Raw genomic sequence first — 26,655 nt, 5'->3', positions numbered from 1 at the left:
CCGTTCTCCTGCAGGACGGTGAATCCGCATCCGACATGTCTGCGTCCGCTCCGGCAGCAGCGCCGGCTGCTGCACCGCAGGCCGCGCAGGAGGAAAAACCGGCTGCCGCAACTCCGGCATCCGCACCCGTTCCGGCCGAGCCGAAAGCCCAGGTGCAGAACGACCCCGAAATCCCGGCCGGCACCGAAATGGTGTCGACGACCGTGCGCGAAGCGCTTCGTGACGCCATGGCCGAGGAAATGCGCGCCGACGAAAACGTCTTCGTCATGGGCGAGGAAGTCGCCGAATATCAGGGCGCCTACAAGGTCACGCAGGGGCTGCTGCAGGAATTCGGCCCCCGCCGCGTCGTCGATACGCCGATCACCGAGCATGGCTTTGCCGGCGTCGGCGTCGGTGCCGCAATGGCCGGCCTTCGCCCGATCGTCGAATTCATGACCTTCAACTTCGCCATGCAGGCAATCGACCAGATCATCAACTCCGCTGCCAAGACGCTTTATATGTCAGGCGGCCAGATGGGCGCTCCGATCGTCTTCCGCGGCCCGAATGGTGCAGCGGCCCGTGTCGGCGCCCAGCACAGCCAGGATTATGCAGCCTGGTACAGCGCCATTCCCGGCCTGAAGGTCGTCATGCCCTACACGGCATCCGATGCCAAGGGCCTGCTGAAGGCTGCGATCCGCGATCCGAACCCGGTCATCTTCCTCGAAAACGAAATTCTCTACGGCCAGCATTTCGATGTGCCGAAGCTCGACAATTTCGTCCTGCCGATCGGCAAGGCGCGCATCCATCGTCCGGGCAAGGACGTCACGGTCGTCTCCTTCGGCATCGGCATGACCTATGCGATCAAGGCTGTCGCCGAACTCGAAAAGCTCGGCATCGATGTCGAACTGATCGACCTTCGCACTATCCGCCCGATGGACCTGCCGGCTGTGATCGAATCGGTGAAGAAGACCGGCCGTCTGGTGACCGTCGAGGAAGGTTATCCGCAATCATCAGTCGGCACCGAAATCGCCACCCGCGTCATGCAGCAGGCCTTCGATTATCTCGATGCGCCGATCCTGACGATCGCAGGCAAGGACGTTCCGATGCCTTACGCCGCCAATCTCGAAAAGCTCGCCCTTCCGAACGTCGGCGAAGTGGTCGATGCGGTGAAGGCTGTTTGCTACAAATAAGGGGAGGGTGTTTCGATGCCKATCAATATCACGATGCCCGCCCTCTCTCCGACCATGGAGGAAGGCAATCTTTCCAAATGGCTGGTCAAGGAAGGCGACAAGGTCAAGTCCGGCGATGTGATCGCCGAGATCGAAACCGACAAGGCGACGATGGAAGTCGAAGCCGTCGATGAAGGCACTGTCGCCAAGCTCGTCGTTGCCGCCGGCACCGAAGGCGTCAAGGTCAATGCGCTGATAGCGGTTCTCGCCGCCGATGGCGAGGATGTCTCCGCTGCCGCAAGCAGTGCGGGTTCCGCCGCTCCGGCCCCGAAAGCTGACGGTGCAKCCGCGCCGAAGGCCGAGGCTGYACCGGCTCCCGCCCAGTCTACTCCGGCTGCGGCACCTGTAACCACCGCCGCAGCCGCCTCGGTTTCATCTGATGGCAACCGCACCTTCTCTTCGCCGCTTGCCCGCAGGCTGGCCAAGGAAGCCGGTATCGACCTTTCGGCAGTTGCAGGCTCCGGCCCGCACGGCCGCGTCGTCAAGAGCGACATCGAAGCCGCCGTTGCCGGCGGTGGCGCCAAGGCTGCTGCTGCGCCCGTATCTGCGGCCGCCGCGCCGGCTCCGGCCGCCGCTGCACCGAAGGGCGCGTCCGAAGAAGCCGTGCTTAAGCTCTTCGAACCTGGTTCCTACGAGCTCGTGCCGCATGACGGCATGCGCAAGACGATCGCCAGGCGCCTGGTCGAATCCAAGCAGACGATCCCGCATTTCTACGTCAGCGTCGATTGCGAACTCGATGCGCTGCTGGCGCTGCGCGCCCAGCTGAACGATGCGGCTCCGCGCAAGGACAACGGTCCGGCCTACAAGCTCTCGGTCAACGACATGGTCATCAAGGCCATGGCGCTGGCGCTGCGCGACGTTCCGGATGCCAATGTCTCCTGGACCGACAGCAACATGGTCAAGCACAAGCACGCCGATGTCGGCGTTGCTGTCTCGATCCCCGGCGGCCTGATCACGCCGATCATCCGCAAGGCCGAGGAAAAGACCCTGTCGACGATCTCCAACGAGATGCGCGATCTCGGCAAGCGGGCCAAGGATCGCAAGCTGAAGCCTGAGGAATATCAGGGCGGCACCAGCTCGGTCTCCAACATGGGCATGATGGGCGTGAAGAACTTCGCAGCCGTCGTCAACCCGCCGCATGCGACGATCCTCGCGGTCGGTGCCGGCGAACAGCGGGTTGTCGTCAAGAAGGGCGAAATGGCAATCGCCACCGTGATGTCAGTCACGCTCTCGACCGACCATCGCTGCGTCGACGGCGCGCTCGGCGCCGAGCTGCTCCAGGCCTTCAAGGGCTACATCGAGAACCCGATGGGCATGCTTGTCTGATAGCGGCGCGGAGGCGGAAATGACCAAGACCGTTCTTTGCTATGGCGACTCGCTGACCTGGGGTTATGACGCCGAGACGATCGGCCGTCATGACTACAAGAATCGCTGGCCGAGCGTGCTTCAAGCCGCGCTCGGCAGTGAGGCGCGCGTCATCGCCGAAGGCCTGAACGGCCGCACGACCGCTTTCGACGACCACCTCGCCGATTGCGACCGCAACGGTGCGCGCATCCTGCCGACGATCCTGCAGACGCATGCGCCGCTCGACCTCGTTGTCCTTCTGCTCGGCACCAATGACATGAAGCCGGTCGTGGCGGGCTCGGCCTTTGCCGCATGCCAGGGCATCAGCCGGCTCGTGCGGCTGATCCGCAATCACGCCTGGCCCTTCGAATTCGATGGGCCGGAGATTCTGATCGTGGCGCCGCCGGCGATCCGCGCGACGGGCAATGTGCCCTTCGCCGCGTCGTTTCCGGGCGGCATCGAGGAATCGGCAAAGCTTGCAACGCTTTATCGTGATCTTGCCGACGAACTCGGTTGTGGCTTCTTCGACGGCAATTCCGTCGCCAAGACCACACCGATCGATGGCATTCACCTCGATGCGGAGAATACGCGTGCGCTCGGCCGCGGGCTGGAATCGATCGTGCGGATGATGCTGGGGATCTGACCATGACCTCCTTCATCGCCCTCCGGCAGGCCTCACGGCGGGATGCCTCGGAGCTGGCGATTCTGGCGGATATCGCATCGCACGGTTTTGCCACCTGGCTCTGGTTTGCCGATGTGGAAAACGCGTCAGCGACACGCCGCTGGAGCGGGGCCGGCTGAAGATGAGCGAGGACGAAGCTGTCGGCAGCTGGCGGAATGCCGTCATTGCCGAGGCCTATGGCGAGGTCGCGGGTGTGGCGATCGGCCATGCGCTGGATGAGGGGATAGGCGATATCGAAGCGACGATTCCGGCGACCGCACCGATGCTCGCCTTGCAGAAAACGGTTGTGGGAAGCTGGTTCATCGGCAGTCTCGGCGTCTATCGCCATCTGCGCGGCATCGGCATCGGACGCAGGCTGCTGGACGATCAGATCGAAAGGGCCGATCGGCGGCCCGTCAGCCTGATCACCGCAAGCGACAACGAAGCGGCTTTGTCGCTTTATGGAAAAAACGGATTCCTGGAGGCTGCGCGCGCCGATGCCGTGCCGCTCTTCGAAAACAGCAAGAGACACGCGTGGGTGCTCATGACCCGCAGCGCAGCGTAACAAAGGCAGGAAACACATGGCTGAATCCTACGACGTCATCATCATCGGCTCCGGTCCCGGCGGCTATGTCGCCGCCATCCGCGCCAGCCAGCTCGGTCTTAAGACCGCGATCGTCGAGCGCGAGCATATGGGAGGCATCTGCCTGAACTGGGGCTGCATCCCGACCAAGGCGCTGCTGCGCTCGGCCGAGGTGCTCGACCACGCCAATCACTTCAAGGATTACGGCCTCGTTCTCGAAGGCACGGTCAAGCCGGATGCCAAAGCCGTCGTCGGCCGCTCGCGCGCCGTCTCCGCCCGCCTGAATGCCGGCGTCGGCTTCCTGATGAAGAAGAACAAGATCGACATCATCTGGGGCGAAGCGAAGATCACCAAGGCTTCGACCGGGACCCAGGCGGGCGAGATCGTCGTCGGCAAGTCGTCGAAGCCGGTCGTCGAGCCGCAGCATCCGCTGCCGAAGAACGTCAAGAGCGGCGAGGGCACTTATACCGCCAAACACATCATCATCGCTACCGGCGCCCGCCCGCGCGCGCTGCCCGGCATCGAGCCGGATGGCAAGCTGATCTGGACCTATTTCGAGGCGCTGAAGCCGGACGTGCTGCCGAAGTCGCTGATCGTCATGGGCTCCGGCGCGATCGGCATCGAATTCGCCAGCTTCTATCGCTCGATGGGCGTCGATGTGACCGTCGTCGAAGTCATGCCGACCATCATGCCGGTCGAGGATGCCGAGATAACGGCGATCGCCCGCAAGCAGCTTGAAAAGCGCGGCCTCAAGATCTTCACCAGCGCCAAGGTCTCGAAGGTCGACAAGGCCACGAACAGCGTTACCGCCCATGTCGAGACGGCCGATGGCAAGGTGCAGCAGATCACTGCCGACCGGCTGATTTCGGCCGTCGGTGTTCAGGGCAATATCGAAAACCTCGGTCTCGAGGCGCTCGGCGTCAAGACCGACCGCGGCTGCGTCGTCATCGACGGCTACGGCAAGACCAATGTCGCCGGCATCTATGCGATCGGCGATGTCGCCGGCCCACCGATGCTGGCGCACAAGGCAGAGCATGAGGGCGTCGTCTGCGTCGAAAAGATCGCCGGCCTCCCGAACGTTCATCCCACAGACAAGGGCAAGGTCCCGGGCTGCACCTATTGCAATCCGCAGGTCGCCTCCGTCGGCATCACCGAAGCCAAAGCCAAGGAGCAGGGCCGCGACATCCGCGTCGGTCGCTTCTCCTTCGCGGCAAACGGCAAGGCGATCGCGCTCGGCGAAGACCAGGGCATGGTGAAGGTGATCTTCGACAAGAAGACCGGCGAGCTCCTCGGCGCCCACATGGTCGGCGCCGAAGTCACCGAACTCATCCAGGGCTTCGTCGTCGCGATGAACCTCGAAACGACCGAGGAAGAGCTGATGCACACGATCTTCCCGCATCCCACCGTGTCCGAAACGATGAAGGAAGCGGTGCTAGATGCCTACGGCCGTGTGCTGAACGCTTGAGAATTTCCGAAGCTGCCCTTTATCCCGGGGTGGAGAATCCATCCCCTCGGGGTGGGCCATCCCCCGGAGTGTAAAGCCATTCCGCTGGGGTGGAAAAAACGAAAGGAAATCATCATGTCTATGGAGACGCAGGCGTTGCTGGTATTTTTGCTGATCGGCCTGGTTGCAGGCTTCCTCGCAAGCCTGGTCGTCGGTGGCGGCGGGCTGATAAGATGCCTGCTGAGCGGCATTATCGGCGCCTTTGTCGGCGGTTATCTGTTCAGCGCGCTCGGCATTTCGCTGGGCATTGAAAACGCGCTGGTGGTGCAGATCATCCACGCCACCGTCGGCGCCATCATCGTGGTTCTGATCGCAAGGGCGGTCGCTTGAGGCGTAACTGAGGGTAGGGGAAGACATGGAAAGCGTCGGCTGGATTTCGGCAATCATCATCGGCGGGCTTGCGGGCTGGCTCGCCGGCAAGCTGATGGAAGCGCGATACGGTATTTTCCTGAACATCGTGCTCGGCATCGTCGGTTCGGTCGTCGCAAGCGCCGTCCTCGCGCAGTTCCATGTCGAGGTGGTCGGCGGGCGGCTCGGTTACTTCGTGACGGGTTTCCTCGGCGCCTGCTTGTTGATATTCCTTGCGCGGCTGGTGCGGCGCTAATGCATGTCGCCCAAAAGTGCGCAGCGGTTTTGGGATAACGACTTGCACAAAACAAAGACTTAAAGAGCGTCGCATGACTCCGGTTTGACGCGATGCTCTTTAGATGATTTGCCGCATAGGGGCGGTAGAAAGCTGAAACTGCAATGGTGACGATCCTCGATACGATCAATCCCGACGCCAAGCGCGTGCGGCATCCCGAGAAGGCGCATCGGCCTGATACGGAAGTCATGCGCAAGCCGGACTGGATTCGCGTCAAGGCGCCGACCTCCAAGGGTTATGCCGAAACGCGCGCGATCGTGAAGGAGCACAAGCTCGTCACCGTCTGCGAGGAGGCCGGCTGCCCGAATATCGGCGAGTGCTGGGACAAGAAGCACGCGACCTTCATGATCATGGGCGAGATCTGTACCCGCGCCTGTGCCTTCTGCAACGTCGCCACCGGCAAGCCGAATGCGCTCGACATGGCCGAGCCGGAGAATGTTGCCAAGGCGGTCAAGGAGATGGGCCTATCCCACGTCGTCATCACCTCGGTCGACCGTGACGACCTGGAGGACGGCGGCGCCGAACACTTCGAAAAGGTGATCTGGGCAATCCGTGCCGCCTCGCCGATGACGACGATCGAGATCCTGACGCCCGACTTCCTGAAGAAGCCTGGTGCGCTGGAACGCGTCGTCGCCGCCAAGCCCGACGTCTTCAACCACAATATGGAAACGGTGCCCGGCAACTATCTGACGGTTCGCCCTGGCGCCCGCTACTTCCATTCCGTCCGCCTGCTGCAGCGGGTGAAGGAACTCGATCCCACCATGTTCACCAAATCGGGCATCATGGTCGGTCTCGGCGAAGAGCGAAACGAAGTCCTCCAGCTGATGGACGATTTGCGCACCGCCGATGTCGACTTCCTGACGATCGGCCAGTACCTGCAGCCGACGCGCAAGCACCATAAGGTCGAAAGCTTCGTCACCCCCGACGAGTTCAAGTCTTATGAGACCGTCGCCTACAGCAAGGGCTTCCTGATGGTCGCCTCGAGCCCGCTGACCCGCTCCTCCCACCATGCCGGCGACGACTTTGCCCGGCTGAGAGCGGCGCGTGAGAAGAAGCTGCTGCTGGCGGCTGAGTAAGCGCCGGCACTTGCTTTTTGATCGAACCGCGGCGATTTTCGCCGCGGTTTTTCTTTGGGCAGCCGATGATGAATATCACCTCCGGATTGAAATCGCCGCTGATCGAAGCCAACCGTATCCTGGTGATCGGCTGCCCCGGCAGCGGTAAGAGCACGTTCGCAACGCGGCTTTCGCGAGCGCTCGACCTTGACTACATCTCCATGGACCGCGACTTCTACTGGCAACCGGGCTGGAGAAAGAGACCGCGCGACGAGATCGACCGCCGGATCGCCAGGGCCGTGGCGTAACAACGCTGGATCATGGATGGAACCGGCCTCAGCTCCTTCCATCTTCGCCTGCCGCGCGCCGACGCCGTCATTTGGCTTCGGCTGCCCAGATATGCATGCCTGTACGGCGCCACCTCGAGAGCGTTCCGTTATTTTGGGCGCAACCGCCCAGAACTGCCTGCCGGCTGCCCCGAACGCCTTTCGCTGGACGCGCTTGCCTATATCTGGAATTTCGAGCGCGATGCCGCACCTCTGATCGAAGCAGCGCTTCAGGATCACGGGCTTGCAAGTTCCACCGTCATCATAAGATCGCGCAAGGCGGCTAACCGGTTCGCCGCTCTTAGCGCTTGAGTCGCGCCGGCGAAACGCACGTCTGGCTCGAGGGAGTTGCATGATGGATCAGAGAGTAGACTTGCCGCCGCGTCAGCAGATCACCGATCTCGAACAGGCGGCAGAGTATATCCGGACAGCCCGCCGCATCCTCGTCATGGGTTGCTCGGGCGGCGGTAAATCCACGTTGTCGCTGAAGATCGCCAGGCGCTTCGGGCTTTCCTACATTTCGCTCGACCGCGACGTCTATTGGCTTCCCGRCTGGGTCACGCGCGACAGGGTCGAGCAGAGAAAGATCATCGCCAGCCGGATCCTCGAAGAACGTTGGATCATGGACGGCACGAACCCGTCTTCTTTGGACATTCGGTTGCCGCGCACCGATTTCGTCGTCTGGGTCCGTATGCGGCGGCTTGTCTGCATCTGGGGCGCAATCAGCCGGTGGGCGAAATGGATCGGCCGCACCCGCCCCGAAATGGCGCCGGGCTGTATCGAGAAGATCGATTTGGAATTCCTCCGCTTCATCTGGACCTTCGAGGAGAAATTCGCGCCGCGGCTCGTTGCGGGCATCGCCGCACATGGCCCCGACGTGCCGGTTCTTCAGCTAAAATCCCGCCGCCAGATGCGCGAGCTTCTTGATCTTCTCGGCCCGCCCGATTAATTGCCGCTTATGCCGCAATTCGAAACGCACCGTCCCGTCCCGCACACGCCCGAGCAGATGTTCGACCTCGTCGCCGATGTCGAGCGCTATCCGGAATTCCTGCCGCTCTGCGAAGCCCTCGCCATCAGGAGCCGCAAGGAGCGCGACGGCAAGATCCTGCTCGTCGCCGACATGACGGTCGGCTATAAGGCGATCCGCGAGACCTTCACGACACAGGTGCTGCTGAACAGGGCCGAACACGTCATCGAGGTCAAATATATCGATGGTCCCTTCAAATATCTCGACAATCGCTGGCACTTTGCCGAGACGCCGTCTGGCGGCTGCACCGTCGATTTCTTCATCGATTACGAATTCAAGAGCCGCATCCTGGGCGCGTTGATGGGCTCGATGTTCGATCGCGCCTTCCGCATGTTCACCGAAGCCTTCGAGACGCGCGCAAACAGGATCTACACGCCGGCCTGATGAGCGAACCCGCGTCAGGCCGCATAGAGCGAGCGCACCATCTCCAGCGCCGTCCTGATCGTCGCCAGCCGGACCTCGCTGCGGCCGATATCGCCATAGAACATCTTTCGATGGATGATCGCGCCGGCGCGCGATTTGGCGGCGAGATGCACGAGGCCGACCGGTTTTTCCGCCGATCCGCCGCCAGGACCGGCAATGCCGGTGACGGCAACGGCGATCTCGGCGCGTGAGCGGAAGAGGGCGCCATGCACCATCTGCCGCGCCGTTTCCTCGGAGACCGCCCCGAAGCGCAGCAGCGTTTCGGCCTGCACGCCGAGCATCTCGATCTTTGCGCTATTCGTATAGGTGACGAAGCCTCGGTCGACGACAGCGGACGAACCCGAAATCTCCGTCAGCGCCCCGGCGATCAGCCCGCCGGTGCAGGATTCGGCGGTCGAGATCATCAGCCCTGCAGCCGTGAAGTCACGGATGATCGTCTCCGCCGTCGAAACGATATCCTGAGGAAAAAGGCTCATCATTTCCTCCCGCGATAGACGACGGTCGCCGTGGCGATCGCCGCGATGCCTTCGCGCCGGCCAACGAAGCCGATCGTCTCGTTGGTCGTCGCCTTGACAGAACAACGCTCGATATCGATGCCGAGGTAATCCGCCAGTTTTGTCCGCATGGCTTGGCGATGCGGGCCGACCTTCGGCGCCTCGGCGATCAGCGAGACGTCGGCATTCATGATCGTGCCGCCGCGCTCGCGCACGATCCGGGCGGCATGTTCGATGAAGATCCGCGAAGGCGCCCCCTTCCATTGCGGGTCGGATGGTGGGAAATGATCGCCGATATCGCCGGCGCCGCAGGTGGCGAGCAGCGCGTCCGTCAGCGCATGCAGCGCAACGTCGGCATCGGAGTGTCCTTTCAGCTTCTGGTCATGTGGAATGAACACGCCGCAGAGTGTCACACCATCGCCGGCTACGAGCTGGTGCACGTCGTAGCCGTTGCCGGTGCGCACGTCTGGAAGCAGCGACGTCGACAGCTTGTCGTCGGCCATGGCGATATCGTTCTTGACTGTCAGCTTGACGTTGTCGGCCGTGCCCTCGACGATCGTCACCGGAATGCCCAGCCATTCGGCGATCGAGGCGTCGTCGGTGAAATCACTTCGTCCGCTCGCCGCCGCCTTCTCATGCGCCTCGAGGATCGTTTCGAAGGCGAAGGATTGCGGGGTCTGCGCCGCGTAAAGATGCTCGCGTGAAACCGTCGCCAGCACGGTGCCGGCGTTATCGGCGCGTTTCAGCGTATCGGTGACCGGGATCGCCGGCAGAACCGCCTGCGCGCCGGCGTCAAGGCTCTCGGCAATGCGATCAAGAAGATCATGATCGAAGAACGGCCGCACGGCATCGTGGATCAGCACATGGCTGATTTGCTTGTCCTTGAGGTATCTGAGGCCCGCAAGCACGGATTGCTGCCTTGTGGCGCCGCCATGCACCGTTTCGATCGGCGTTGCCGAGATGATGTGGCGGAAGGCTCTCGCAAACAGCGCCTCGTCATCGGGATGAATGACGACAACGATCTCAGTTGCCGCTTCCCATGTCATGAAGTTTTCAAGCGTATGCACGATAACCGGCTTGCCGCCGATCATGCGATACTGCTTGGGCCCCTCCTTGGAGGATCCTGCGCGCTCGCCGCGGCCGGCGGCAACGATGACAATTCCAGCCGATATCGGTTGCTTAGAAGGCATTTGCAGCATAAATCCCCTAAAATATGCGGAATTGACCGGAGTGCTCTAACGTCTTGCTTGGGCCTTTTCCAGCATCTGCCCGAAAAATATCAATTCCGAGGCCAGCCCCCTTGGCAAGCCAGGGAATAATGGCTAAAAATAATGCAGTTCTATTGTGTGCCCGAAAGATAATCATTTGATTTCCAAGGACCTCGCAGCGCCTTTCCGAATCGGACCCGTGTCCGTGCGGAACCGCGTTGTGCTGGCGCCGATGTCCGGCGTCACCGATATGCCCTTCCGCGAGTTGACGTGGCGCTTCGGTGCCGGCCTCGTCGTCACCGAAATGGTGGCGAGCCGCGAACTGGTCAACGACACGGCCGAATCCTGGTCGCGGCTCAGCGCTGCGGGCTTCCGGCCGCATATGGTGCAGCTTGCCGGCCGCGAGGCGCACTGGATGGCCGAGGCGGCCAAGATCGCCGCCGATCATGGCGCCGATATCATCGACATCAACATGGGCTGCCCGGCAAAGAAGGTAATCGGCGGTTACTCCGGCTCGGCGCTGATGCGCGATCCCGATCACGCGCTCGGCCTCATTGAGGCGACGGTCAAGGCTGTCGACATTCCGGTGACGCTGAAGATGCGCCTCGGCTGGGACGAGAATTCGATGAATGCGCCTGACATCGCGCGCCGCGCCGAAGCCGCCGGCATCCAGCTTGTGACCATTCATGGGCGCACCCGTATGCAATTCTATGAAGGCCGCGCCGATTGGGACGCGATCCGTGCCGTCCGCGAGGTGATCTCCATTCCGCTGATCGCCAATGGCGATGTCGAAACTGCAGGCGACGCACAGGAAATATTGCGCCGCTCCGGCGCCGATGCCGTCATGATCGGCAGGGGCTGCCAGGGCAGGCCGTGGCATGCCGGCGTCATATCAGGTACGCCCGCACCGCAATCCCTGGAGATCGCCGATATCGCCGTCGAGCACTATCGGATGATGCTGGATTTCTATGGCGAAGCGGTGGCGATCCGCCATGCCCGCAAGCACCTTGGCTGGTATCTCCAGCGTTTTTCTCCTGATCTCGCCGGTGGCGAAAAGGCTGCGATCATGACCTCGCGCGATCCGCACGAGGTGGCCGCGCGCCTTTACGATGCGCTTGCGGCCAGTGTTGTCGACAGCCGGGAGGCGGCATGATGAAGGATATGACATCTCCGTCCGATCACGGCGGCGGGACCGTCGCCATGGCCGTGCTGAACGCCATCCAGAACCCCGTCATCATGGTCGACGAATCCGGCTTCGTCGTTTTCGCCAATTGGGAGGCGGAGGCCTTCTTCGGCGCCAGCGCCTCGCATCTGGCGCGTTACCGCATCTCGACCTTCATTCCTTTCGGCAGCCCGCTGCTCGCCCTGATCGACCAGGTGCGCGAGCGCAAGGCGCCGGTCAACGAATATCGCGTCGACCTGAGTTCACCCCGCCTCGGCCAGGATAAGCTCGTCGATCTCTATGTCGCCCCGGTGCTCAGTGAGCCCGGCGCCGTCGTCATCGTCTTTCAGGAACGCTCGATGGCCGACAAGATTGACCGGCAGCTTACGCATCGCGCCGCGGCCCGCTCGGTGACCGGCCTTGCCTCGATGCTGGCGCATGAGATCAAGAATCCGCTCTCCGGCATCCGGGGTGCTGCCCAGCTGCTCGAACAGTCTGCGGTAGACGATGATCGGGCGCTGACCCGGCTGATCTGCGACGAGACCGATCGCATCGTCTCGCTGGTCGACCGCATGGAAGTCTTTTCCGACGAACGCCCTGTCGACCGCATGCCGGTCAATATCCATTCGGTGCTCGATCATGTGAAGGCGGTCGCCAAGGCGGGTTTTGCCCGCAACATCCGGGTCACCGAGAGCTACGACCCGTCGCTGCCGGCCGTCTATGCCAATCGCGACCAGCTCGTCCAGGTCTTCCTCAATCTGGTGAAGAACGCCGCCGAAGCGGTCGGCGATCGGCCGGACGGCGAGATCATGCTGACGACGGCCTATCGCCCGGGCATCCGTCTTTCGGTCGCCGGCACGCGCGAGAAGATCTCGCTGCCGCTGGAATTCTGCGTCCACGACAATGGTCCTGGCGTTCCCGCCGATCTGGTGCCACATCTCTTCGATCCCTTCATCACCACCAAGCCGAACGGCAGCGGCCTCGGTCTGGCCCTGGTCGCCAAGATCATCGGCGATCACGGCGGCATCATCGAATGCGACAGCCAGAACAACCGCACGACATTCCGCGTTCTCATGCCGGCGTCCAAGGACGCCTCGCTTGAAGACGCCTCTATTGCAAGCTCGACAGGACCTTCTCGATGACAGCCACGATCCTCGTTGCAGATGATGATGCGGCCATCCGGACCGTGCTCAACCAGGCTTTGAGCCGCGCCGGCTATGACGTTCGCATCACCTCCAACGCCGCTACCCTCTGGCGCTGGATTTCCGCGGGCGAGGGCGATCTGGTCGTCACCGATGTGGTGATGCCCGACGAAAACGCCTTCGACCTGCTGCCGCGCATCAAGAAGGCGCGTCCCGACCTGCCCGTCCTCGTCATGAGCGCGCAGAACACCTTCATGACCGCCATCAAGGCCTCGGAGAAGGGCGCCTACGACTATCTGCCAAAGCCCTTCGACCTCACCGAGCTGATCGGCATCATCGGCCGGGCGCTGGCGGAACCGAAGCGCAAGCCCGCCAAGCTTGAAGACGACATGCAGGACGGCATGCCGCTCGTCGGCCGGTCGGCGGCGATGCAGGAAATCTACCGCGTGCTCGCCCGCCTGATGCAGACGGACCTGACGCTGATGATCACCGGCGAATCCGGCACCGGCAAGGAACTCGTCGCCCGCGCGCTGCACGACTACGGCAAGCGCCGCAACGGCCCGTTCGTTGCGATCAACATGGCGGCGATCCCGCGCGACCTGATCGAATCGGAACTTTTCGGTCACGAGAAGGGCGCCTTCACCGGCGCGCAGACGCGCTCGACCGGCCGCTTCGAGCAGGCCGAAGGCGGCACGCTCTTCCTCGACGAGATCGGCGACATGCCGATGGACGCCCAGACACGGCTGCTGCGCGTCCTGCAGCAGGGCGAATACACCACCGTCGGCGGCCGCACGCCGATCCGCACCGATGTGCGCATCGTTGCCGCCACCAACAAGGACCTGAAGCAGGCGATCAACCAGGGCCTCTTCCGCGAGGATCTCTATTACCGCCTCAATGTCGTGCCGCTGCGCCTGCCGCCGCTGCGCGATCGCGCCGAGGACATTCCCGATCTGGTGCGCCATTTCATCCAGCAGGCGGAAAAGGAAGGCCTCGGCTCCAAGCGCTTCGATCAGGAAGCGCTGGAACTGATGAAGGCCTATGCCTGGCCGGGCAACGTCCGCGAACTGGAAAACCTCATCCGCCGTCTGATGGCGCTCTATCCGCAGGATGTCATCACCCGCGAGATCATCGACGCCGAACTTCGTTCCGACGTGCCCGACAGCCCGATCGACAAGGGGCCGATCCGCAGCGGCTCGATGACGATCGCCCAGGCGGTCGAGGAGAACATGCGCAGCTACTTCGCAGGCTTCGGGGACAATCTGCCGCCGCCCGGCCTCTATGACCGCGTGCTGACGGAAATGGAATATCCGCTGATCCTCGCCGCCCTGACGGCGACGCGCGGCAACCAGATCAAGGCCGCCGATCTTCTCGGTCTCAACCGCAACACTCTGCGCAAGAAGATCAGGGAACTTGGCGTCTCGGTCTACAGGAGTTCCCGCACCGCCTGAGTGTGTTCGCGCTCGCATCGGGCCGACATGCGGCCTGATGCCAGAACTACGCCGCGGCGCGCTGTATGAGCCGAGAAGTCGCGGGCTTCATCGACGACTTTATCGTTCAAACCCAGTCTGCTGTTCCAGACGTCGTACTCAGAAGTGGATAACGACGCCGAGGATCGGACCCTGCTGGACGACGTCGAAGACAAAGCCGTCATTGTCGTAGTCGACGCCGAGTGCGCGGTATCCCGCAACGGCCGAGATCGTGTCGGTGAACTTGTAGCCGACCGCGAGCGCCACATCCCAGTCGAGATCCGCGCCGCCGGCGCCGACGAGACCCCATCCTGTCAGATAGATCTCCGGCGTGAAGAAGTAATTGCCTCGGACGCCCACCAGACCGTCGACCCAGGTCGCGCTGTCATCTTGCTCGATGCCACCGAGGACCCCGCCATTGAAGGAGATGTTGGTGTCGACCGACCACACCCGGATGCCGCCGACGACATCGAGGTGTCCCGACTGGTCCTCCAGCACCGAATAGCCGACCCCGAGAAGTCCGGCGAAAGTCTTTGAGGTGACGTCGACGCTGTCGGCGAGAATGCCATGGGGCRTATTCCCGTCTGCGCCAAGCTTGGTGTAGATGATGTCGCCGAAGATGCTGTAGCGATCGTAACGCGCTTCACCTGCGGCCATGAAGGCGAAATCGAGGTTCTCCAGGATGTCGCCGAAATCGGAGTCGATATGAACCTCCGGCAATCCGAACTGTGCAATGTCGCCGGAAATCCCTGCCATCCAGAAATAGGGCGCGACGGTGAACGTCCAGCCGCTCGGGCTCTCGACCACTTTTGCATCGGGTGTTAGCGGTGTCGGATCGGCTGCCCAGCCGGGCGAGGTGGCTACGAGACCCGCGCAAAGGACCGCCGCGCGTAGAATAAAAGCCGTCATGAAACTCCCCCTGCTTTGTCGGTCTCCATCGCGGTCGCCGACGAATCGAAACATATCATCGATCTCCGCTCAACTTTGGCGCAACACCCGCCTGCGAATAAGTATGTTACAGTAACATCTGTCGGTCTGCGGTATTGCCCGCGCTTGTCCCGCCGACGTCAGAGCTAAGGTCTGCAGCTCGGGGTTGGCCGTACCTCGTCGCAGTTTTTCAACGATGCTGGCCGCGTTTTGGCAGTGCCCATCAGGCCGCTGACCTGGCCGGCGTAGTTATCCCGCGTGTCCTGATCGACCGCAGCGACGGGAGCGGCAAGGATCAGACCAGCTACCTTCCCGGCTGCCGACGCCGTTCCGGTTGTCGCCACCAGAATCTGGTCGCCAAGTCCGACCCTGCTGTCGGTGAGCGTCTGCCCCTCCGAGATGCGTGATCCGATGAGCTGAACGATCTGCGGCGATTCCGCGAATTTGCCATGGTTCATCGGGTCGCCAGATTTGATCTTGGTGAGATCGATCACCACGATCTTGTTGGCCTCGAATTCCGCCTTGTAGGGCGCCTGTTCGGGATCGATGGCTCCAAGTCGGGACACGTCACCCCAGACCCGACGCGAGAACGCCAATGCACGGTCATCACGGGATACGAACAAGGTGAACTGCGGACGCTGTTTGCCCATGTCGCCGATCTGCTGGCGGAACACGTCGACATCGACGTCGGGAGCTGCGAGCATGACATTCTTGAACTTCGCGGGCAGTCGGCCGTTACGAATGGCCATCTGGCGCAGCGATTCCAACGCCAGCCAATTCCCCATGGAATGAGCGAGGATGGACACCTCCTTCACTTCCGGATCCTTCGCGAGATACTGGAAGAGGGTCTCCAGAGCATTTCGCGTATAGTTCGTGCTCTCCCGATCATAGCCGTAGGCGAGAAGGCTGCCACGCGACGGCCAGGTCACAGCACGGGAGCGCTGTGCACACCCGAGTCCTCAACGATCTGGGCGAAGCGGTAGACGGAGTCCTCGAACCGGTTGTTGAAACCATGGATGAATACCAGGACACCGTGGTCGGGGCTTTTGCGGACGCTCGCGCTCAGCCAGCGTTTGGCCTCGTCAATATTGAGATCGTCGGCCTTCACGGTCGCGAAATCTGTCGCCGGATTGGAGGGAAGCCTCTTTGGCCAGGCGACCTCTCCCTCCTTGCGGACCGTGTTCGGTGGGATGGACACGGTGATATCGGCGAATGCCGGGGCCGCGCCCGTTCTCCGTTGAACATCTCTCCTGGCACCGCAGACCTGCTGCGTGTCGTCGCGATCAGCAAGTTGACCTTGGTCGACTTCGCAGACGTGTCTGCAACAGGCGTCATCACATCCTTCGGATGACCGCCGCACCCAGGCAGAACGACGATCAATGCGCACAGCAGAAGCCACTGAACATACTCGGCTACTATCGACACTATTCCCCCGTTGTTTTTGCTTCCCAGCGATTTCCCTCATGCTGGGCGCTTGTCGAATGCGTTCGCCGGGCCTGTTTTCTAGCAATTATAGACGCCGACGGCGCAACGCCGGACCGAGCGGCGCGCAACTCCAGCGACACTCACGGGTGTCAGCGGGCGGCCGACCCTGGCCTCTGCTGACGTGAAGACGCCATCCAGTCCCGGAATCGAAAGCCCGTTTCCAAGTTCGAGGCCGGACACGCCGATCGCCGCAGCGAGCAGCAGGAATTTCAGTTTTCTCACGGCGGTCATTTGGTGCCTCCCATGGCAAAGTGATCAGGAAGCTCGTCGATATCGGCAAGCTTCGTCAGGTCGACTTTCTTGGCGTTCGTGGTGTTTTTGAAACCGAAATCGTTGGCAACGACATCGGTGCCTGTCTTCCAGTCACTGATCTGGACGCTGTATTGTGGGCCTTGATCCACCTGACTTGCGGTGATGACATATCGACAGGGATACGGATGTTCGCCCTGAGCGATCCATATCTGCCAGTCGAGTTCCTTGGTGCGGAATGCAAGGTGGTCGCATTCGACGCCGCCGATCACACCGCTGCCGAGGTCCTTGACGTCGACCACGTCGCGCATCAGCTCGGCATAGGCATCCGGGAGCAGAAGATCGGCACCCGGAACGGGTCTGTGGAGCTTGTCCCGCAATTCGTCGATCAGGTGATCTACGGTGCCTGGAACTTCTACCTGGGCATAGAGGTTGGCATTCTTGCCGAGCAGCGAGAGCGTCTTGCCGTCGAATGTGATCTCAACGTTGGCGAACCCGCCAAACCGGGTCACCCGGAGTTTATCCGGCCGGCCCATTTCGATCTTGCCGGAACTTGCCAGCAGAAGCTTCTGATGGTCGCCGGTGACGACCTCCAGATTGGTGTCATACGAAAAGGAGATCGCCTTTTCTGCGGCCAGGTAGTCGGACATTGTTTTGACAAGCTTCTTGGTGTCTGCGTCGGCCGAGTTTGCAGCCGATCCGGATCCCAAGGTGATCATCAAGCCGAGTGCCGCGGAAGACACCGCCGCCACGGCAGGGTGTAAGGCTCGCTGGGGTGCATTGGTCATCGACGAATCCCTTCTAGATGGTTTGGTCGGACGACTGAGGTCGCTCCCTGTGTCTCGAGTATGAAAGAACGATTATCAGCGACCACAGCCTACACGGAGACGACGGCGTGCGCGTGTAACATCGGGTATGTTCTGTGCCAGTTGTCGTGACAGTAGCGCTACCGMGGCTGAAGGGCCTTGGAGCCGTCGATCGGCAGCGACATGGTCGCCTGCACCTCGTCCCTCACAAGCAGGCCGGCCGTTCGCAGATCGGCAATCATCCGCGCCCGGTCCTGTGGCTGGAAATTGCGCACCTTGAGTTCGGCCACGATGTTCGCAATGAAGTCGGGTCTCATTTCGTTGAACCGCGCGGCCTCGCTGCGGGCGTCCTCGATCATTCCGGCGTCGACGTAGATGACGGCAGCCACCGCATGGAATAGCGGGAACTTCTGCAGGTCCGCCTGCCTGATCTCGATGACCGCGGTCTTGTCGTCGTGCAGCATGTAGGCTGCGAGTGCGCGCGTTCCGCGATAGTAGCCGCCGCCGGCAGGGTTGAGAGCAATGGCGCGATCCAGCAGTGCTGCCCCGCGCTGCCACTCTCCGCTCATCGCCAGCCGGGTACCAAACTCTCCCAGCAATTCGGTGTCGTTCGGATTGGTCGCCAGTGCCCGTTCGCCGACCTGAAGTGCCTCCGAAACCCGCTGGCTGAAAAACAACACCGTCATCAGCGCCTGAAGGGCGCGGGTGTTGCCGGGATCCAGCTGAACGGCACGGCGGGCGGCCTGAAAGCTGCGATCTATTGGCTCGGACGAAATGGGCTTCCGATTGAATCTGAAACGATCCTCGTCGAGATAGAGGATGGACAACATCGCCCAGGCGGTCGCAAAGGATGGATAGCGGGCGACGGCACTTTCGAGGCAGTTTCGAACCTCTCCGTGCCGCTCGATGCTTAACTCGGCACGGTAAGCATAAAAGCTCAGCGTGCAGCCGTAGCTGCCAAGATCATCAGGCGGCGGATTGGAGACATCGGCCTGGGCCATGATGCCATAGGGCTGCGCCACGGCGGTCGCAACCTTGTTTGCGACGTCGGACTGGATGGTGAACAGGTCGCGGACGCCGATGTCGTCGTCGTAGGTCTGCGACCAGAGGATCTCATCAGTCTGCGTGTCGAGCAGACGTGCCGTCACACGCACTCGGCTTCCGGAGACGCGAACACCGCCTGCCAGCAGGAAGCGTGCGCCAAGTTCCCCGCGAATCCGCGATGTCTCCACCTCTGGCGGCAACGATTTGGACGTCTCGCGACCGAAGACCTTGATCTCCTTGAAGCGGGGAAGGGCAGTGAGGAGTTCCTCGGTCAGGCCCGTCGTGTAGAGTTCCGCCTGAGGACCATCACCGAGATTGGCAAATGGAGCGATCACCAATGTCGGTCCATCAGATCCCGTCATGTCGGCAGTCGCAAAGGGCCGGATCGAGCCAAATCGAATGGAGGTCAAGCCAGCCAGGGCTGCGGCGCCGCCCGCAATCACGATCAATCCAAGGACCACTGCCCATATATGTCGTCTTAAGCCGGGAAAAAGGGAATGGGCGCGCTCCGGCGGCAGACTTTGCTCTTCAGCATCGGGATTGTCATCACTCGGGCTAGTCCAGGCAAAGGTCGGCACGTAACCGCCTTTCGGAATGTCTATTCGGATCGGATCGTGTTGACCTGCTGTAAAATAATAGCGCTCGAGCACCCGCCTGAGCCTTCCGGCCTCGATCCGCACAACCGGATCATCCTGCGTGAAGCCGTTGGAGCGCTTGAAGACCTCAACGGCGATAGAGTAACCCTTGATCCGGTCTGCGCGGCCTGCAAGCGTCTCCTCCACGGCATAGGTAAGAAATGCAGCACTCCGACCGATATGCGGAAATTGCGGGCTGGTAATGATTCGATCAAGCTGGGCCCGAACATCATCATGGGTCGGGGCTGGGCGCGTCGAATCCGGCGCGGTATCACGCCGTGATGGCAATGTATCCTGCACGACTTGCTCCTCACCCGCTCTTGAGGGACGTGACTACCGGAGATTTTATTAACTATCTCTTTTGTAACCTACCGCAGAAACCGATCCTCGTCCATCAAAGGCACTGCATCGAGCCCGTTTGACGACTTCGCAGATCGAGGGAAGGGGACTCCAGGCGCGTGAACCGCAGAAGCGGACATCGCGTCTTCACCGCCCCGTAGCAGCCCGCGACCCGAAGCGGCCAAAGCCGTAAATGACTACCCAAGGAGCCACGACGACTCGGTCTAACGCGCCCGCCAGATAGCGAGCAAGCACCACAGGGAAGTCGCCGCGTGATAGAGGATCGCGGGCCACAACAGGATGCCGATCATCTCCAGAACGAGGGCGGAATAAGTCAAGACGGCCGTGGTCAGGAAATTGTAGAGCGCCACTCCGACGAGGAGGCCTAGGGTGCCTTGCCTGTCTTCGGCGTCACGCCCACCCCAGCTTGCTGCGGCAAGAGCGAGGAGCGCCGCACCGCAGATCCGCGCGATCAGTGGTGCCTCCGAAGCGACCGGCCTTGCCTCAAACAGCAGAACGAAGAGGATCGATGGCGCCACGACAAGCCCCAGTCCCGTCGCACCTTCGGCGATTGCGAACAGGGTCAGAAGCGTGTGTCGGTGAGCTGTGTTCATGGCGCAGAATCCCCGTGCCCAGGTCAACGTCACTTTCGGCACGGGCCGCCTTGGCGACGGGCCGCTCTGCGCAGGACCTCTTGCATCAAGGTTGCGGCTGAAGTTCTATCTTCAAGCTGCTCAGCTTGCCGTCGAAGGCGAACGGTGCCTGGTAGTCGTTATCGTCGACACCGGTTCCCGTGTCGGAGCCGATATCAAAGGTTTCACTCGCTTCGAGAGCAAAGGGAATGGTGTTTGGGAAGGTCCCGCTTGCCGCCTCGGCGCCGTCGATCGTGATTGTCCCCTTGCCACCTTTGCCGAGGCCGGGCCCATCGGACTTGAAGGAGAAGACGAGATTGTGCTTTCCAGGCGTCAATGCCGCTGCGCCCTCCACCCTTGGCCGGGCGAGGTCCAATAGGTCATAGACAAAGATTGGCTTTCCTTTGAGCAGGTAGAAGCCCCATCCCCCGAAGCGCCCGCCCGCGGTCACAAGCATGCCGTTGCCGCCGCCCGCGGGCACATCGATATCGGCCGTGATCGTGAAGGACTTGTTGAGGACGCTCGGTGCCGTCCCAAGGGGCACGCCGACGATGGGTTTCGTATAGATGAAGTCATTGCGTCCGGCGACGATGCTCGGTCGCGGGAGAATGAAGCGCGTCAAGGCCGAGGCGTCCAACGGCAGAACCTGGTACTTCGCGGCCTCGATCCAGAACAAATCCTGCAACTCCTTCAGCTTGCCGGGATTGGCGGCCGCCAGATCATTGTTTTGCGTCCAGTCCTTGGACAGGTCGAACAACTCCCAGGTCACGCCGTTGACGATGTCTTTCGGGATCGGAGCCGTTCCGTTCCAAGGTTCCCGATAGGGCAATGTGGAGGCGATCCACCCATCGTGATAGATCGCGCGATTGCCGAACATCTCGAAATATTGGGTCGAATGTTTCGATGGCGCATCGGCGTTTGCCTTGTCGAATGTGTCGGCCAGGCTCACGCCTTCGATCGGCGTCTGGGTGATCCCATTGACTGCATCAGGGGCACGGATGCCCGTCGCTTCCAAGATCGTCGGGACGATGTCGATGACATGGTGGAACTGGTTGCGCACCCCACCCGGATCTTTGATGTGGCCCGGCCATGCGATGGCCATGCCGTTACGAATGCCCCCAAAATAGGAAGCGACCTGCTTGGTCCACTTGAAGGGCGTATCGAAAGCCCAGGCCCAGCCGACTGAATAGTGCGGATAGGTCAACGCCGACCCCCAGGCGTCGTAGAATTTGAGCTGGTCCTGGACGGGCACGTCGACGCCGTTGAAGAAAGTCATCTCGTTTGGCGTTCCAGCCGGGGAACCTTCCGCGCTCGCGCCGTTGTCGCCGCTGATAAAGATAATCAGCGTGTCATCGAGCTTGCCCATGTCCTCGACCGCTTTGACGACCCGGCCGATTTCATTGTCGGTATAGGCGAGGTAGGCTCCGTAGACGTCGGCCTGGTGGATGAAGAGCCTCTTCTCATCAGCCGAAAGGACGTCCCACGGCTTGATGAGCTTATCCGGCCAGGGTGTCAGTTGCGCATCCTGAGGGACAACTCCCAGCCTCTTCTGGTTGGCGAAGATTTGGTCGCGCAGCGCATTCCATCCCTTGTCGAACAGATGCAAGTCGCTGATCTTTTTGATCCACTCGGGGGTCGGGTGATGAGGCGCATGAGTCCCGCCCGGTGCATAGTAGAGGAAGAATGGCTTCTTGGGATCGAGCTGATTGAGTTGATTGAGATAGTTGATGGCGTCGTCCGCCATATCAGTCGTCAGGTTGTAGGTGGGATTGTTCAGATAGGGATAGACACGCGTGGTATTGCGGTAGAGGTCCGGTTGCCACTGGTTGGTCTCGCCGCTGACAAAGCCATAGAAATACTCAAATCCCATTCCGATGGGCCATTGATCGAAGGGACCCGCCTGACTGGTTTGGAAAGATGGCGTGTTGTGATTCTTGCCGAACCACGATGTTGCATAACCATTTGTCTTGAGGATCGTGCCGATCGTGTCCTTGTCCGCGGTGATGACGCTGTCGTATCCCGGATAACCGGTCGACGCCTCGCTGATCACACCGAAGCCGACTGAATGATGATTGCGGCCCGTGATCAGAGCAGCGCGTGTGGGGGAACACAGCGATGTCGTATGGAAGTTCGTGTAACGCAGACCTATGTTGGCAATCCGGTCGAGTGTTGGCGTCGGAATGACGCCGCCGAAGGTGCTCGGGGCCGCAAATCCGACGTCATCGGTCAAGATCAGCAAGACGTTTGGCGCACCCTTGGGCGGCACAACTTGCGGCTGCCAGTATGGCGTCGACTGAAGCGCGTCGAGATTTGTCGTGCCGCCAAACTGCCCCGGCGGCGGCGGGATCTGTCGGCCGTCGATTGTGATCGTCGCACTCGGCGTGCCGGGTGTTCCATTGATGACTTGAGCTGACGCACTCGTCCCGCCAATGGAAAAAAATGTAAGCGCAGTGCCGCCTAATAGGGCAGCCAAAGTCAGGATGCTGCTTTTCATCATCGATTCCCCCCGGCAATCGATCCCGCGTGATGTGGACCGTTTTATTCGGGGAGGGTAGGGCGAGTACCGCGAGCGCGCCAGTAACATACAGTATGCACTGTTGATCCGGGTTCGCTCCGACGGTCACATTGAAGACCGTGTTGCGGACCTGATTTCCGGGCAACGGCCGAACGAGTGATCGTCCCGCTGCCGTTGCGCCGGATTGACAGATACTACCGTATGATACGCGCAAACCTCTCTTCGAGCGAATATTGTTGCGGATGGGCGCTCTGCGCGACGGAAAGCCCGCGTTCGTGAAGCAGCTCGAACTGTTTTTCTATGATGACAAGGATGCCAAACCGATCGCCATCCAGACTTCATCGGTCGCCGGACGATTGTCGACATGAAGGATGACTGGAAGGCCATCTATCTGACCGATCAGAAGTGACCGTCTTTGGCGCCGGAGTCTGGTCCTCAACGGCGAGGGAGAAGCTTGATCACGATCACACTGGCACTTTCCAGAGCGGCTTCGATCTCGTTGCGCAGCGTCTCCACGAGTTCGAGGCATTCCGCATGGCGCTCATTTCGCTCTGCGGCGGAGGATGTTTCCCATTTTCTCCTCAGCTCATCTGCAATGGAGAAGTCGGCACAGAGTTCGCGGAAGTTATCGTCACGGGCGGCCAGTGAATCGATGGTTTTGGCGCTGGCTGGAAAGATGCGCTTGGCGAACCGTGTGTCGTAATCCATCCATCCTACCTCCAGGCGGCCTCTGCAAGTCCGGCGGCCACATCGCATTATAAGTGGTGCATGATGATCCAGAATAGGGCGGAAGCACGTAGTTTACAGTAAGGAACGGGAACGAAATCGGAATCCGCCGTTCAAAGCATGTCCGACAGGCATGAACTCCAGTTTCGCGCTGCCGTCGCTAACCGCAATCGACGGGAGTACGCCCAGAACCTGCAGACCACGAAGGACACGTCATGAAAGGTCTTGTCACAATCGGTGGCTTATTCCGCCGACGCGACATGTGGCCATGACGCCGCCTCACGCGCGCTTGACACATCTGAAGCCGACATGACTTGTGGACGTGTCCTCAGGCTCGGCATGTCTGGCGGCGGGACGATAGCGCCTGCAGTAGTTCGGCGCGCAAAGGTGGGATCCGCCCTTGAGCACGCGCCGCGGGATCCTGATGTCGGGCAGCCGCGGGTCGTAGCTGGCGTCAGCGTCGCCTCCGCGGGGATTGCTAGGGATGCAGCAAGAATGGCTGGCAGGCTCTGGATGGCGTGTCGACCAGAAGTCAGAGGTCCATTCCCAGACATTGCCGATCATGTCGTAGATGCCGTAGCCGTTTGATGGAAAGGATCCGACCGGGGACGTTCTGTCCGCACCGGCTGGCTTTGTGCTCAGCGTAGGGAAGGTACCCTGCCAGGTGTTGGCCATGAGCTTTCCTTCCGGGTTCAACGCGTCGCCCCAGGCAAATTCCGCATCATCAAGGCCGCCGCGCGCAGCCAGTTCCCACTCTGCCTCGGTCGGCAGATCTTTTCCCGCCCAAGCCGCATAGGCCTTGGCGTCGCTATAGGCGATATGAACGACGGGATGATCGAGCTTGCCGCGGATGTCGGTGCGACCGCCGTAAGGGTGTCGCCAGTCCGCGCCGAATTTGAACGACCACCACTGGGTAATGTCGGGGCCGACGATGGCTTTCGGTGGCATGAACACCAGAGATCCGGCTCGCAGCATTTTGGGAAGCGCTCCAGGATAGTCCTCGGCACGGGGAGCCATTTCAGCGACAGTTACATGTCCGGTGGCTTTGACGAACGAGGCGAACTGGCGGTTGGTGACAGGAGTGGCGTCGATCCAGAAGCCGTCGACCGTCACCGGATGAGCAGGCGCTTCCTCCGGATAATGCTCGTTCGATCCCATGGTGAAGGTACGGCCGGTCACCCAGACCAGACCCTGAAATCCCGCGTCGTCCACTGCGCGCCGGTCAGGCATCATTTTCGTCACCCTCGCAGCTTATCGCCGTTCATCTAACCGGGCGTGTCCCCGATCTTCGATCAAGACAACTATCCCTCACAGCGGCGTTCTTGAAGTAGGTTACAGTAAAATACGCCACCCCGCCGAATTCTAGCGAGCGAAATAGAAGTCGCGGAGATGATATCGCGTCAGCACGGATGTCGCCTTTCACGCTATCGGTATTTCTGGGCGTCTTTCGCCCGGACATTGGTTCCTGCCTATCGGCGGTTTCGCCCGTAGGTTACGGTAAGATACTTGCTCTCTTTATATTTGCTACGCCTTATATACGCGTCCAGGCAAGCCGACAGGCCCTGTTATTCTCAACGCGGCGTGCACTTTCGCACGGCTATCTCAACTGAGCATTCGAGAACCTCATCGGACCGTATCCAGCAGCCCTTGCAGTGTTGAGCTTTGCTTTGCCTGACCAAAAAAGGGAGAAATGGGCATGACAGAAAACGCGACTCCAACGAGGCGGGATATCCTGCTAACCGGCGGATCTTTGCTCGCCATGTCGGCGATTGGCACGGCTGCGAGCATCACCATGAGCCGGAATGCCATGGCTCAGGCCACGGGCAAAAGACCCAATATAGTGGTTATCATGGCCGATGACGTCGGCATCTGGAATATCGGCGCCTACAATCGCGGCATGATGGCCGGTCGTACTCCACATCTCGACAGGCTTGCGGCAGAGGGGATGCTCTTTACCGACTACTATGCCGAGGCGAGCTGCACGGCAGGACGGGCGAACTTCATCACCGGCGAGCTTCCGGTTCGAACTGGCATGACCACGGTTGGCCAGGCAGGCTCGCCCGTCGGCCTTCCTGCTGCGGCGCCAACCATTGCCACCGTGCTGAGGTCCCTGGGCTACGCCACAGGGCAGTTCGGCAAGAACCATCTTGGCGATCTCAACGAGTTTCTGCCAACGGTTCATGGCTTCGATGAGTTCTTCGGCTACCTTTATCATCTCGATGCGATGGAAGACCCCGCCCATCCCGGCTATCCGCAGGAACTGCTGAACGTAGTGGGCCCGCGCAACATGGTCCATTCCTGGGCCACGGAGACCGATGACCCGACGGAAATGCCACGATGGGGCAAGGTCGGCAAACAGAAGATTGAAGATGCTGGCACGCTTTATCCGGAGAGGATGAAGACGGTCGACGACGAGATCCGGGATCTTTCCTTCAAGTTTATCGACAGGGCCAAGGCCGATGGCAAGCCGTTCTTCCTTTGGCTCAACCCGACACGGATGCACATCGTGACTCATCTATCGGAAAAGTACGAGAAGATGCGTAATTCCGAGAATGGCTGGACCATCCATGAAGCAGGGATGGCGCAGCTTGACGACATTGTTGGCGACACCATGCAGAAGCTGAGGGACATGGGCGACGATGAGAATACGATCGTCGTGTTCACCACTGACAATGGCACCGAAAACTTTACCTGGCCGGACGGCGGTCAGACACCATTCTTCGGCGGAAAAGGCACGACCTACGAAGGCGGCTTCCGCGCCCCCGCAATGGTCCGCTGGCCGGGGCACGTGCCTCCCGGTTCGATTTGCAATGGGCTGATGTCCGGCCTCGACTGGTTCCCCACTCTTGCGGCTGCCGCTGGTAGCACTAATATCGCCGTCGAACTGAAAGCGGGGAAGGAACTCGATGGCCAGACCTACAAGGTTCACCTGGACGGCTATGATCAGACCAGCATGATCACCGGAACTGGCCCGTCGAACCGCCATGAAATCTGGTATTTCGCCGAAAGCGTGCTCGGTGCGGCCCGGATTGATGACTATAAATACACGTT

Annotated in this window: 23 protein-coding genes and 3 pseudogenes; 15 read left to right on the top strand and 11 right to left on the bottom strand. The window is 61.0% G+C overall.

Going from position 1 to position 26,655, the window contains the following annotated elements; translation table 11 throughout:
- The 11 genes and pseudogenes from AC1ECN_RS33500 to AC1ECN_RS33450 form a co-directional block, all read left to right on the top strand.
- The coding region (locus AC1ECN_RS33500; RefSeq protein WP_477955413.1) for a pyruvate dehydrogenase complex E1 component subunit beta at positions 1-1,169 on the top strand (1,169 nt) is incomplete at its 5' end.
- 15 nt (positions 1,170-1,184) lie between these two features.
- Positions 1,185-2,534, top strand: a complete 1,350-nt coding sequence (locus tag AC1ECN_RS33495) for a pyruvate dehydrogenase complex dihydrolipoamide acetyltransferase (protein ID WP_477955411.1) — start codon at positions 1,185-1,187, stop codon at positions 2,532-2,534.
- 19 nt (positions 2,535-2,553) lie between these two features.
- Positions 2,554-3,195: an SGNH/GDSL hydrolase family protein gene (locus AC1ECN_RS33490; protein ID WP_012757330.1), complete on the top strand. Its 642-nt coding sequence runs from the start codon at positions 2,554-2,556 to the stop codon at positions 3,193-3,195.
- Positions 3,196-3,197: 2 nt separating this feature from the next.
- Positions 3,198-3,778, top strand: a pseudogene (locus AC1ECN_RS33485) (GNAT family N-acetyltransferase).
- Between the two features lie 16 nt (positions 3,779-3,794).
- Positions 3,795-5,261, top strand: a complete 1,467-nt coding sequence (gene lpdA / locus AC1ECN_RS33480) for a dihydrolipoyl dehydrogenase (RefSeq protein ID WP_024320713.1) — start codon at positions 3,795-3,797, stop codon at positions 5,259-5,261.
- Between the two features lie 114 nt (positions 5,262-5,375).
- Complete coding sequence (locus AC1ECN_RS33475) at positions 5,376-5,630, top strand: GlsB/YeaQ/YmgE family stress response membrane protein (protein ID WP_003539329.1); 255 nt, start codon at positions 5,376-5,378, stop codon at positions 5,628-5,630.
- Positions 5,631-5,655: 25 nt separating this feature from the next.
- Entirely contained in the window at positions 5,656-5,904 is a 249-nt protein-coding gene (locus AC1ECN_RS33470; RefSeq protein WP_012757333.1) for a GlsB/YeaQ/YmgE family stress response membrane protein, read from the top strand.
- Positions 5,905-6,047: 143 nt separating this feature from the next.
- Complete coding sequence (lipA, locus tag AC1ECN_RS33465) at positions 6,048-7,019, top strand: lipoyl synthase (protein ID WP_018073481.1); 972 nt, start codon at positions 6,048-6,050, stop codon at positions 7,017-7,019.
- Positions 7,020-7,087: 68 nt separating this feature from the next.
- Positions 7,088-7,636 (top strand): annotated as a pseudogene (locus AC1ECN_RS33460) (AAA family ATPase).
- Positions 7,637-7,676: 40 nt separating this feature from the next.
- Positions 7,677-8,273 carry a P-loop NTPase family protein gene (locus AC1ECN_RS33455; RefSeq protein ID WP_477955407.1) on the top strand — a complete coding sequence of 199 codons (597 nt, stop codon included), beginning with the start codon at positions 7,677-7,679 and terminating at the stop codon, positions 8,271-8,273.
- Positions 8,274-8,282: 9 nt separating this feature from the next.
- The gene (locus AC1ECN_RS33450; RefSeq protein WP_003559123.1) at positions 8,283-8,735 is read left to right on the top strand and encodes a type II toxin-antitoxin system RatA family toxin; all 453 of its coding nucleotides are present in this window, start codon (positions 8,283-8,285) and stop codon (positions 8,733-8,735) included.
- Between the two features lie 14 nt (positions 8,736-8,749).
- On the opposite strand, the gene AC1ECN_RS33445 is transcribed toward AC1ECN_RS33450, so the two are convergent.
- Positions 8,750-9,253: a CinA family protein gene (locus AC1ECN_RS33445; RefSeq protein WP_174827043.1), complete on the bottom strand. Its 504-nt coding sequence runs from the start codon at positions 9,251-9,253 to the stop codon at positions 8,750-8,752.
- Positions 9,250-10,467, bottom strand: coding sequence for a bifunctional 2-C-methyl-D-erythritol 4-phosphate cytidylyltransferase/2-C-methyl-D-erythritol 2,4-cyclodiphosphate synthase (locus AC1ECN_RS33440; protein WP_130661524.1), 1,218 nt, complete (start codon positions 10,465-10,467; stop codon positions 9,250-9,252). The genes AC1ECN_RS33445 and AC1ECN_RS33440 overlap by 4 nt, the downstream gene beginning before the upstream one ends.
- Positions 10,468-10,612: 145 nt before the next feature.
- Here AC1ECN_RS33440 and dusB point away from each other — a divergent pair, with 145 nt between their 5' ends.
- Genes dusB through ntrC form a run of 3 tightly spaced genes read left to right on the top strand, consistent with a single transcriptional unit; the run spans position 10,613 to position 14,228 of the window.
- Positions 10,613-11,629 (top strand): tRNA dihydrouridine synthase DusB, encoded by a 1,017-nt coding sequence (gene dusB, locus AC1ECN_RS33435; RefSeq protein ID WP_197727406.1) that lies wholly within the window; start codon positions 10,613-10,615, stop codon positions 11,627-11,629.
- Positions 11,626-12,780, top strand: a complete 1,155-nt coding sequence (locus tag AC1ECN_RS33430; protein ID WP_130672553.1) for a two-component system sensor histidine kinase NtrB — start codon at positions 11,626-11,628, stop codon at positions 12,778-12,780. Before dusB ends, AC1ECN_RS33430 begins: the two co-directional genes overlap by 4 nt.
- Positions 12,777-14,228, top strand: coding sequence for a nitrogen regulation protein NR(I) (gene ntrC, locus AC1ECN_RS33425; protein WP_017964172.1), 1,452 nt, complete (start codon positions 12,777-12,779; stop codon positions 14,226-14,228). The genes AC1ECN_RS33430 and ntrC overlap by 4 nt, the downstream gene beginning before the upstream one ends.
- Positions 14,229-14,366: 138 nt before the next feature.
- Here the strand turns inward: ntrC and AC1ECN_RS33420 are convergent, their stop codons facing one another.
- The 9 genes and pseudogenes from AC1ECN_RS33420 to AC1ECN_RS33380 form a co-directional block, all read right to left on the bottom strand.
- Positions 14,367-15,155, bottom strand: a complete 789-nt coding sequence (locus AC1ECN_RS33420) for a hypothetical protein (RefSeq protein WP_477955403.1) — start codon at positions 15,153-15,155, stop codon at positions 14,367-14,369.
- A gap of 164 nt (positions 15,156-15,319) precedes the next feature.
- Positions 15,320-16,508, bottom strand: a pseudogene (locus AC1ECN_RS33415) (alpha/beta hydrolase).
- Between the two features lie 168 nt (positions 16,509-16,676).
- Complete coding sequence (locus tag AC1ECN_RS33410) at positions 16,677-16,889, bottom strand: hypothetical protein (RefSeq protein WP_024320719.1); 213 nt, start codon at positions 16,887-16,889, stop codon at positions 16,677-16,679.
- Positions 16,886-17,695, bottom strand: coding sequence for a DUF2092 domain-containing protein (locus AC1ECN_RS33405; RefSeq protein ID WP_024320720.1), 810 nt, complete (start codon positions 17,693-17,695; stop codon positions 16,886-16,888). Before AC1ECN_RS33405 ends, AC1ECN_RS33410 begins: the two co-directional genes overlap by 4 nt.
- Positions 17,696-17,853: 158 nt before the next feature.
- Positions 17,854-19,692 carry an adenylate cyclase gene (locus AC1ECN_RS33400; protein WP_130672554.1) on the bottom strand — a complete coding sequence of 613 codons (1,839 nt, stop codon included), beginning with the start codon at positions 19,690-19,692 and terminating at the stop codon, positions 17,854-17,856.
- A 263-nt stretch (positions 19,693-19,955) separates the two neighbouring features.
- Complete coding sequence (locus tag AC1ECN_RS33395; protein ID WP_130661528.1) at positions 19,956-20,345, bottom strand: hypothetical protein; 390 nt, start codon at positions 20,343-20,345, stop codon at positions 19,956-19,958.
- An 85-nt stretch (positions 20,346-20,430) separates the two neighbouring features.
- Positions 20,431-22,857, bottom strand: a complete 2,427-nt coding sequence (locus AC1ECN_RS33390) for an arylsulfatase (RefSeq protein ID WP_130662791.1) — start codon at positions 22,855-22,857, stop codon at positions 20,431-20,433.
- A 456-nt stretch (positions 22,858-23,313) separates the two neighbouring features.
- A complete protein-coding gene (locus AC1ECN_RS33385) occupies positions 23,314-23,586 on the bottom strand; it encodes a hypothetical protein (protein ID WP_018073493.1) in 273 nt (90 codons plus the stop codon).
- Between the two features lie 297 nt (positions 23,587-23,883).
- On the bottom strand, positions 23,884-24,837 hold the full coding sequence (locus tag AC1ECN_RS33380) for a formylglycine-generating enzyme family protein (RefSeq protein WP_130672555.1): 954 nt from the start codon (positions 24,835-24,837) through the stop codon (positions 23,884-23,886).
- Positions 24,838-25,294: 457 nt separating this feature from the next.
- On the opposite strand from AC1ECN_RS33380, the gene AC1ECN_RS33375 reads away from it, so the two are divergent.
- Positions 25,295-26,655, top strand: a 1,361-nt coding sequence (locus AC1ECN_RS33375; RefSeq protein WP_477955399.1) for an arylsulfatase, incomplete at its 3' end; no start/stop codon positions are given.

This window comes from Rhizobium sp. 01N447_2 (assembly GCF_056399245.1).
Note: the sequence above shows the minus strand (reverse complement) of the source record. Positions and strands in the feature narration are given on the sequence as shown.

Excerpts from the sequence above, each read along its gene's own strand:
- AC1ECN_RS33490 (WP_012757330.1), top strand. The coding sequence starts at position 2,554 with ATGACCAAGACCGTTCTTTGCTATGGCGACTCGCTGACCTGGGGTTAT.
- lpdA (WP_024320713.1), top strand. The coding sequence starts at position 3,795 with ATGGCTGAATCCTACGACGTCATCATCATCGGCTCCGGTCCCGGCGGC.
- AC1ECN_RS33475 (WP_003539329.1), top strand. The coding sequence starts at position 5,376 with ATGTCTATGGAGACGCAGGCGTTGCTGGTATTTTTGCTGATCGGCCTG.
- AC1ECN_RS33470 (WP_012757333.1), top strand. The coding sequence starts at position 5,656 with ATGGAAAGCGTCGGCTGGATTTCGGCAATCATCATCGGCGGGCTTGCG.
- lipA (WP_018073481.1), top strand. The coding sequence starts at position 6,048 with ATGGTGACGATCCTCGATACGATCAATCCCGACGCCAAGCGCGTGCGG.
- AC1ECN_RS33450 (WP_003559123.1), top strand. The coding sequence starts at position 8,283 with ATGCCGCAATTCGAAACGCACCGTCCCGTCCCGCACACGCCCGAGCAG.
- AC1ECN_RS33445 (WP_174827043.1), bottom strand. The coding sequence starts at position 9,253 with ATGATGAGCCTTTTTCCTCAGGATATCGTTTCGACGGCGGAGACGATC.
- AC1ECN_RS33440 (WP_130661524.1), bottom strand. The coding sequence starts at position 10,467 with ATGCTGCAAATGCCTTCTAAGCAACCGATATCGGCTGGAATTGTCATC.
- AC1ECN_RS33430 (WP_130672553.1), top strand. The coding sequence starts at position 11,626 with ATGATGAAGGATATGACATCTCCGTCCGATCACGGCGGCGGGACCGTC.
- ntrC (WP_017964172.1), top strand. The coding sequence starts at position 12,777 with ATGACAGCCACGATCCTCGTTGCAGATGATGATGCGGCCATCCGGACC.
- AC1ECN_RS33410 (WP_024320719.1), bottom strand. The coding sequence starts at position 16,889 with ATGACCGCCGTGAGAAAACTGAAATTCCTGCTGCTCGCTGCGGCGATC.
- AC1ECN_RS33405 (WP_024320720.1), bottom strand. The coding sequence starts at position 17,695 with ATGACCAATGCACCCCAGCGAGCCTTACACCCTGCCGTGGCGGCGGTG.
- AC1ECN_RS33395 (WP_130661528.1), bottom strand. The coding sequence starts at position 20,345 with ATGAACACAGCTCACCGACACACGCTTCTGACCCTGTTCGCAATCGCC.
- AC1ECN_RS33390 (WP_130662791.1), bottom strand. The coding sequence starts at position 22,857 with ATGAAAAGCAGCATCCTGACTTTGGCTGCCCTATTAGGCGGCACTGCG.
- AC1ECN_RS33385 (WP_018073493.1), bottom strand. The coding sequence starts at position 23,586 with ATGGATTACGACACACGGTTCGCCAAGCGCATCTTTCCAGCCAGCGCC.
- AC1ECN_RS33380 (WP_130672555.1), bottom strand. The coding sequence starts at position 24,837 with ATGATGCCTGACCGGCGCGCAGTGGACGACGCGGGATTTCAGGGTCTG.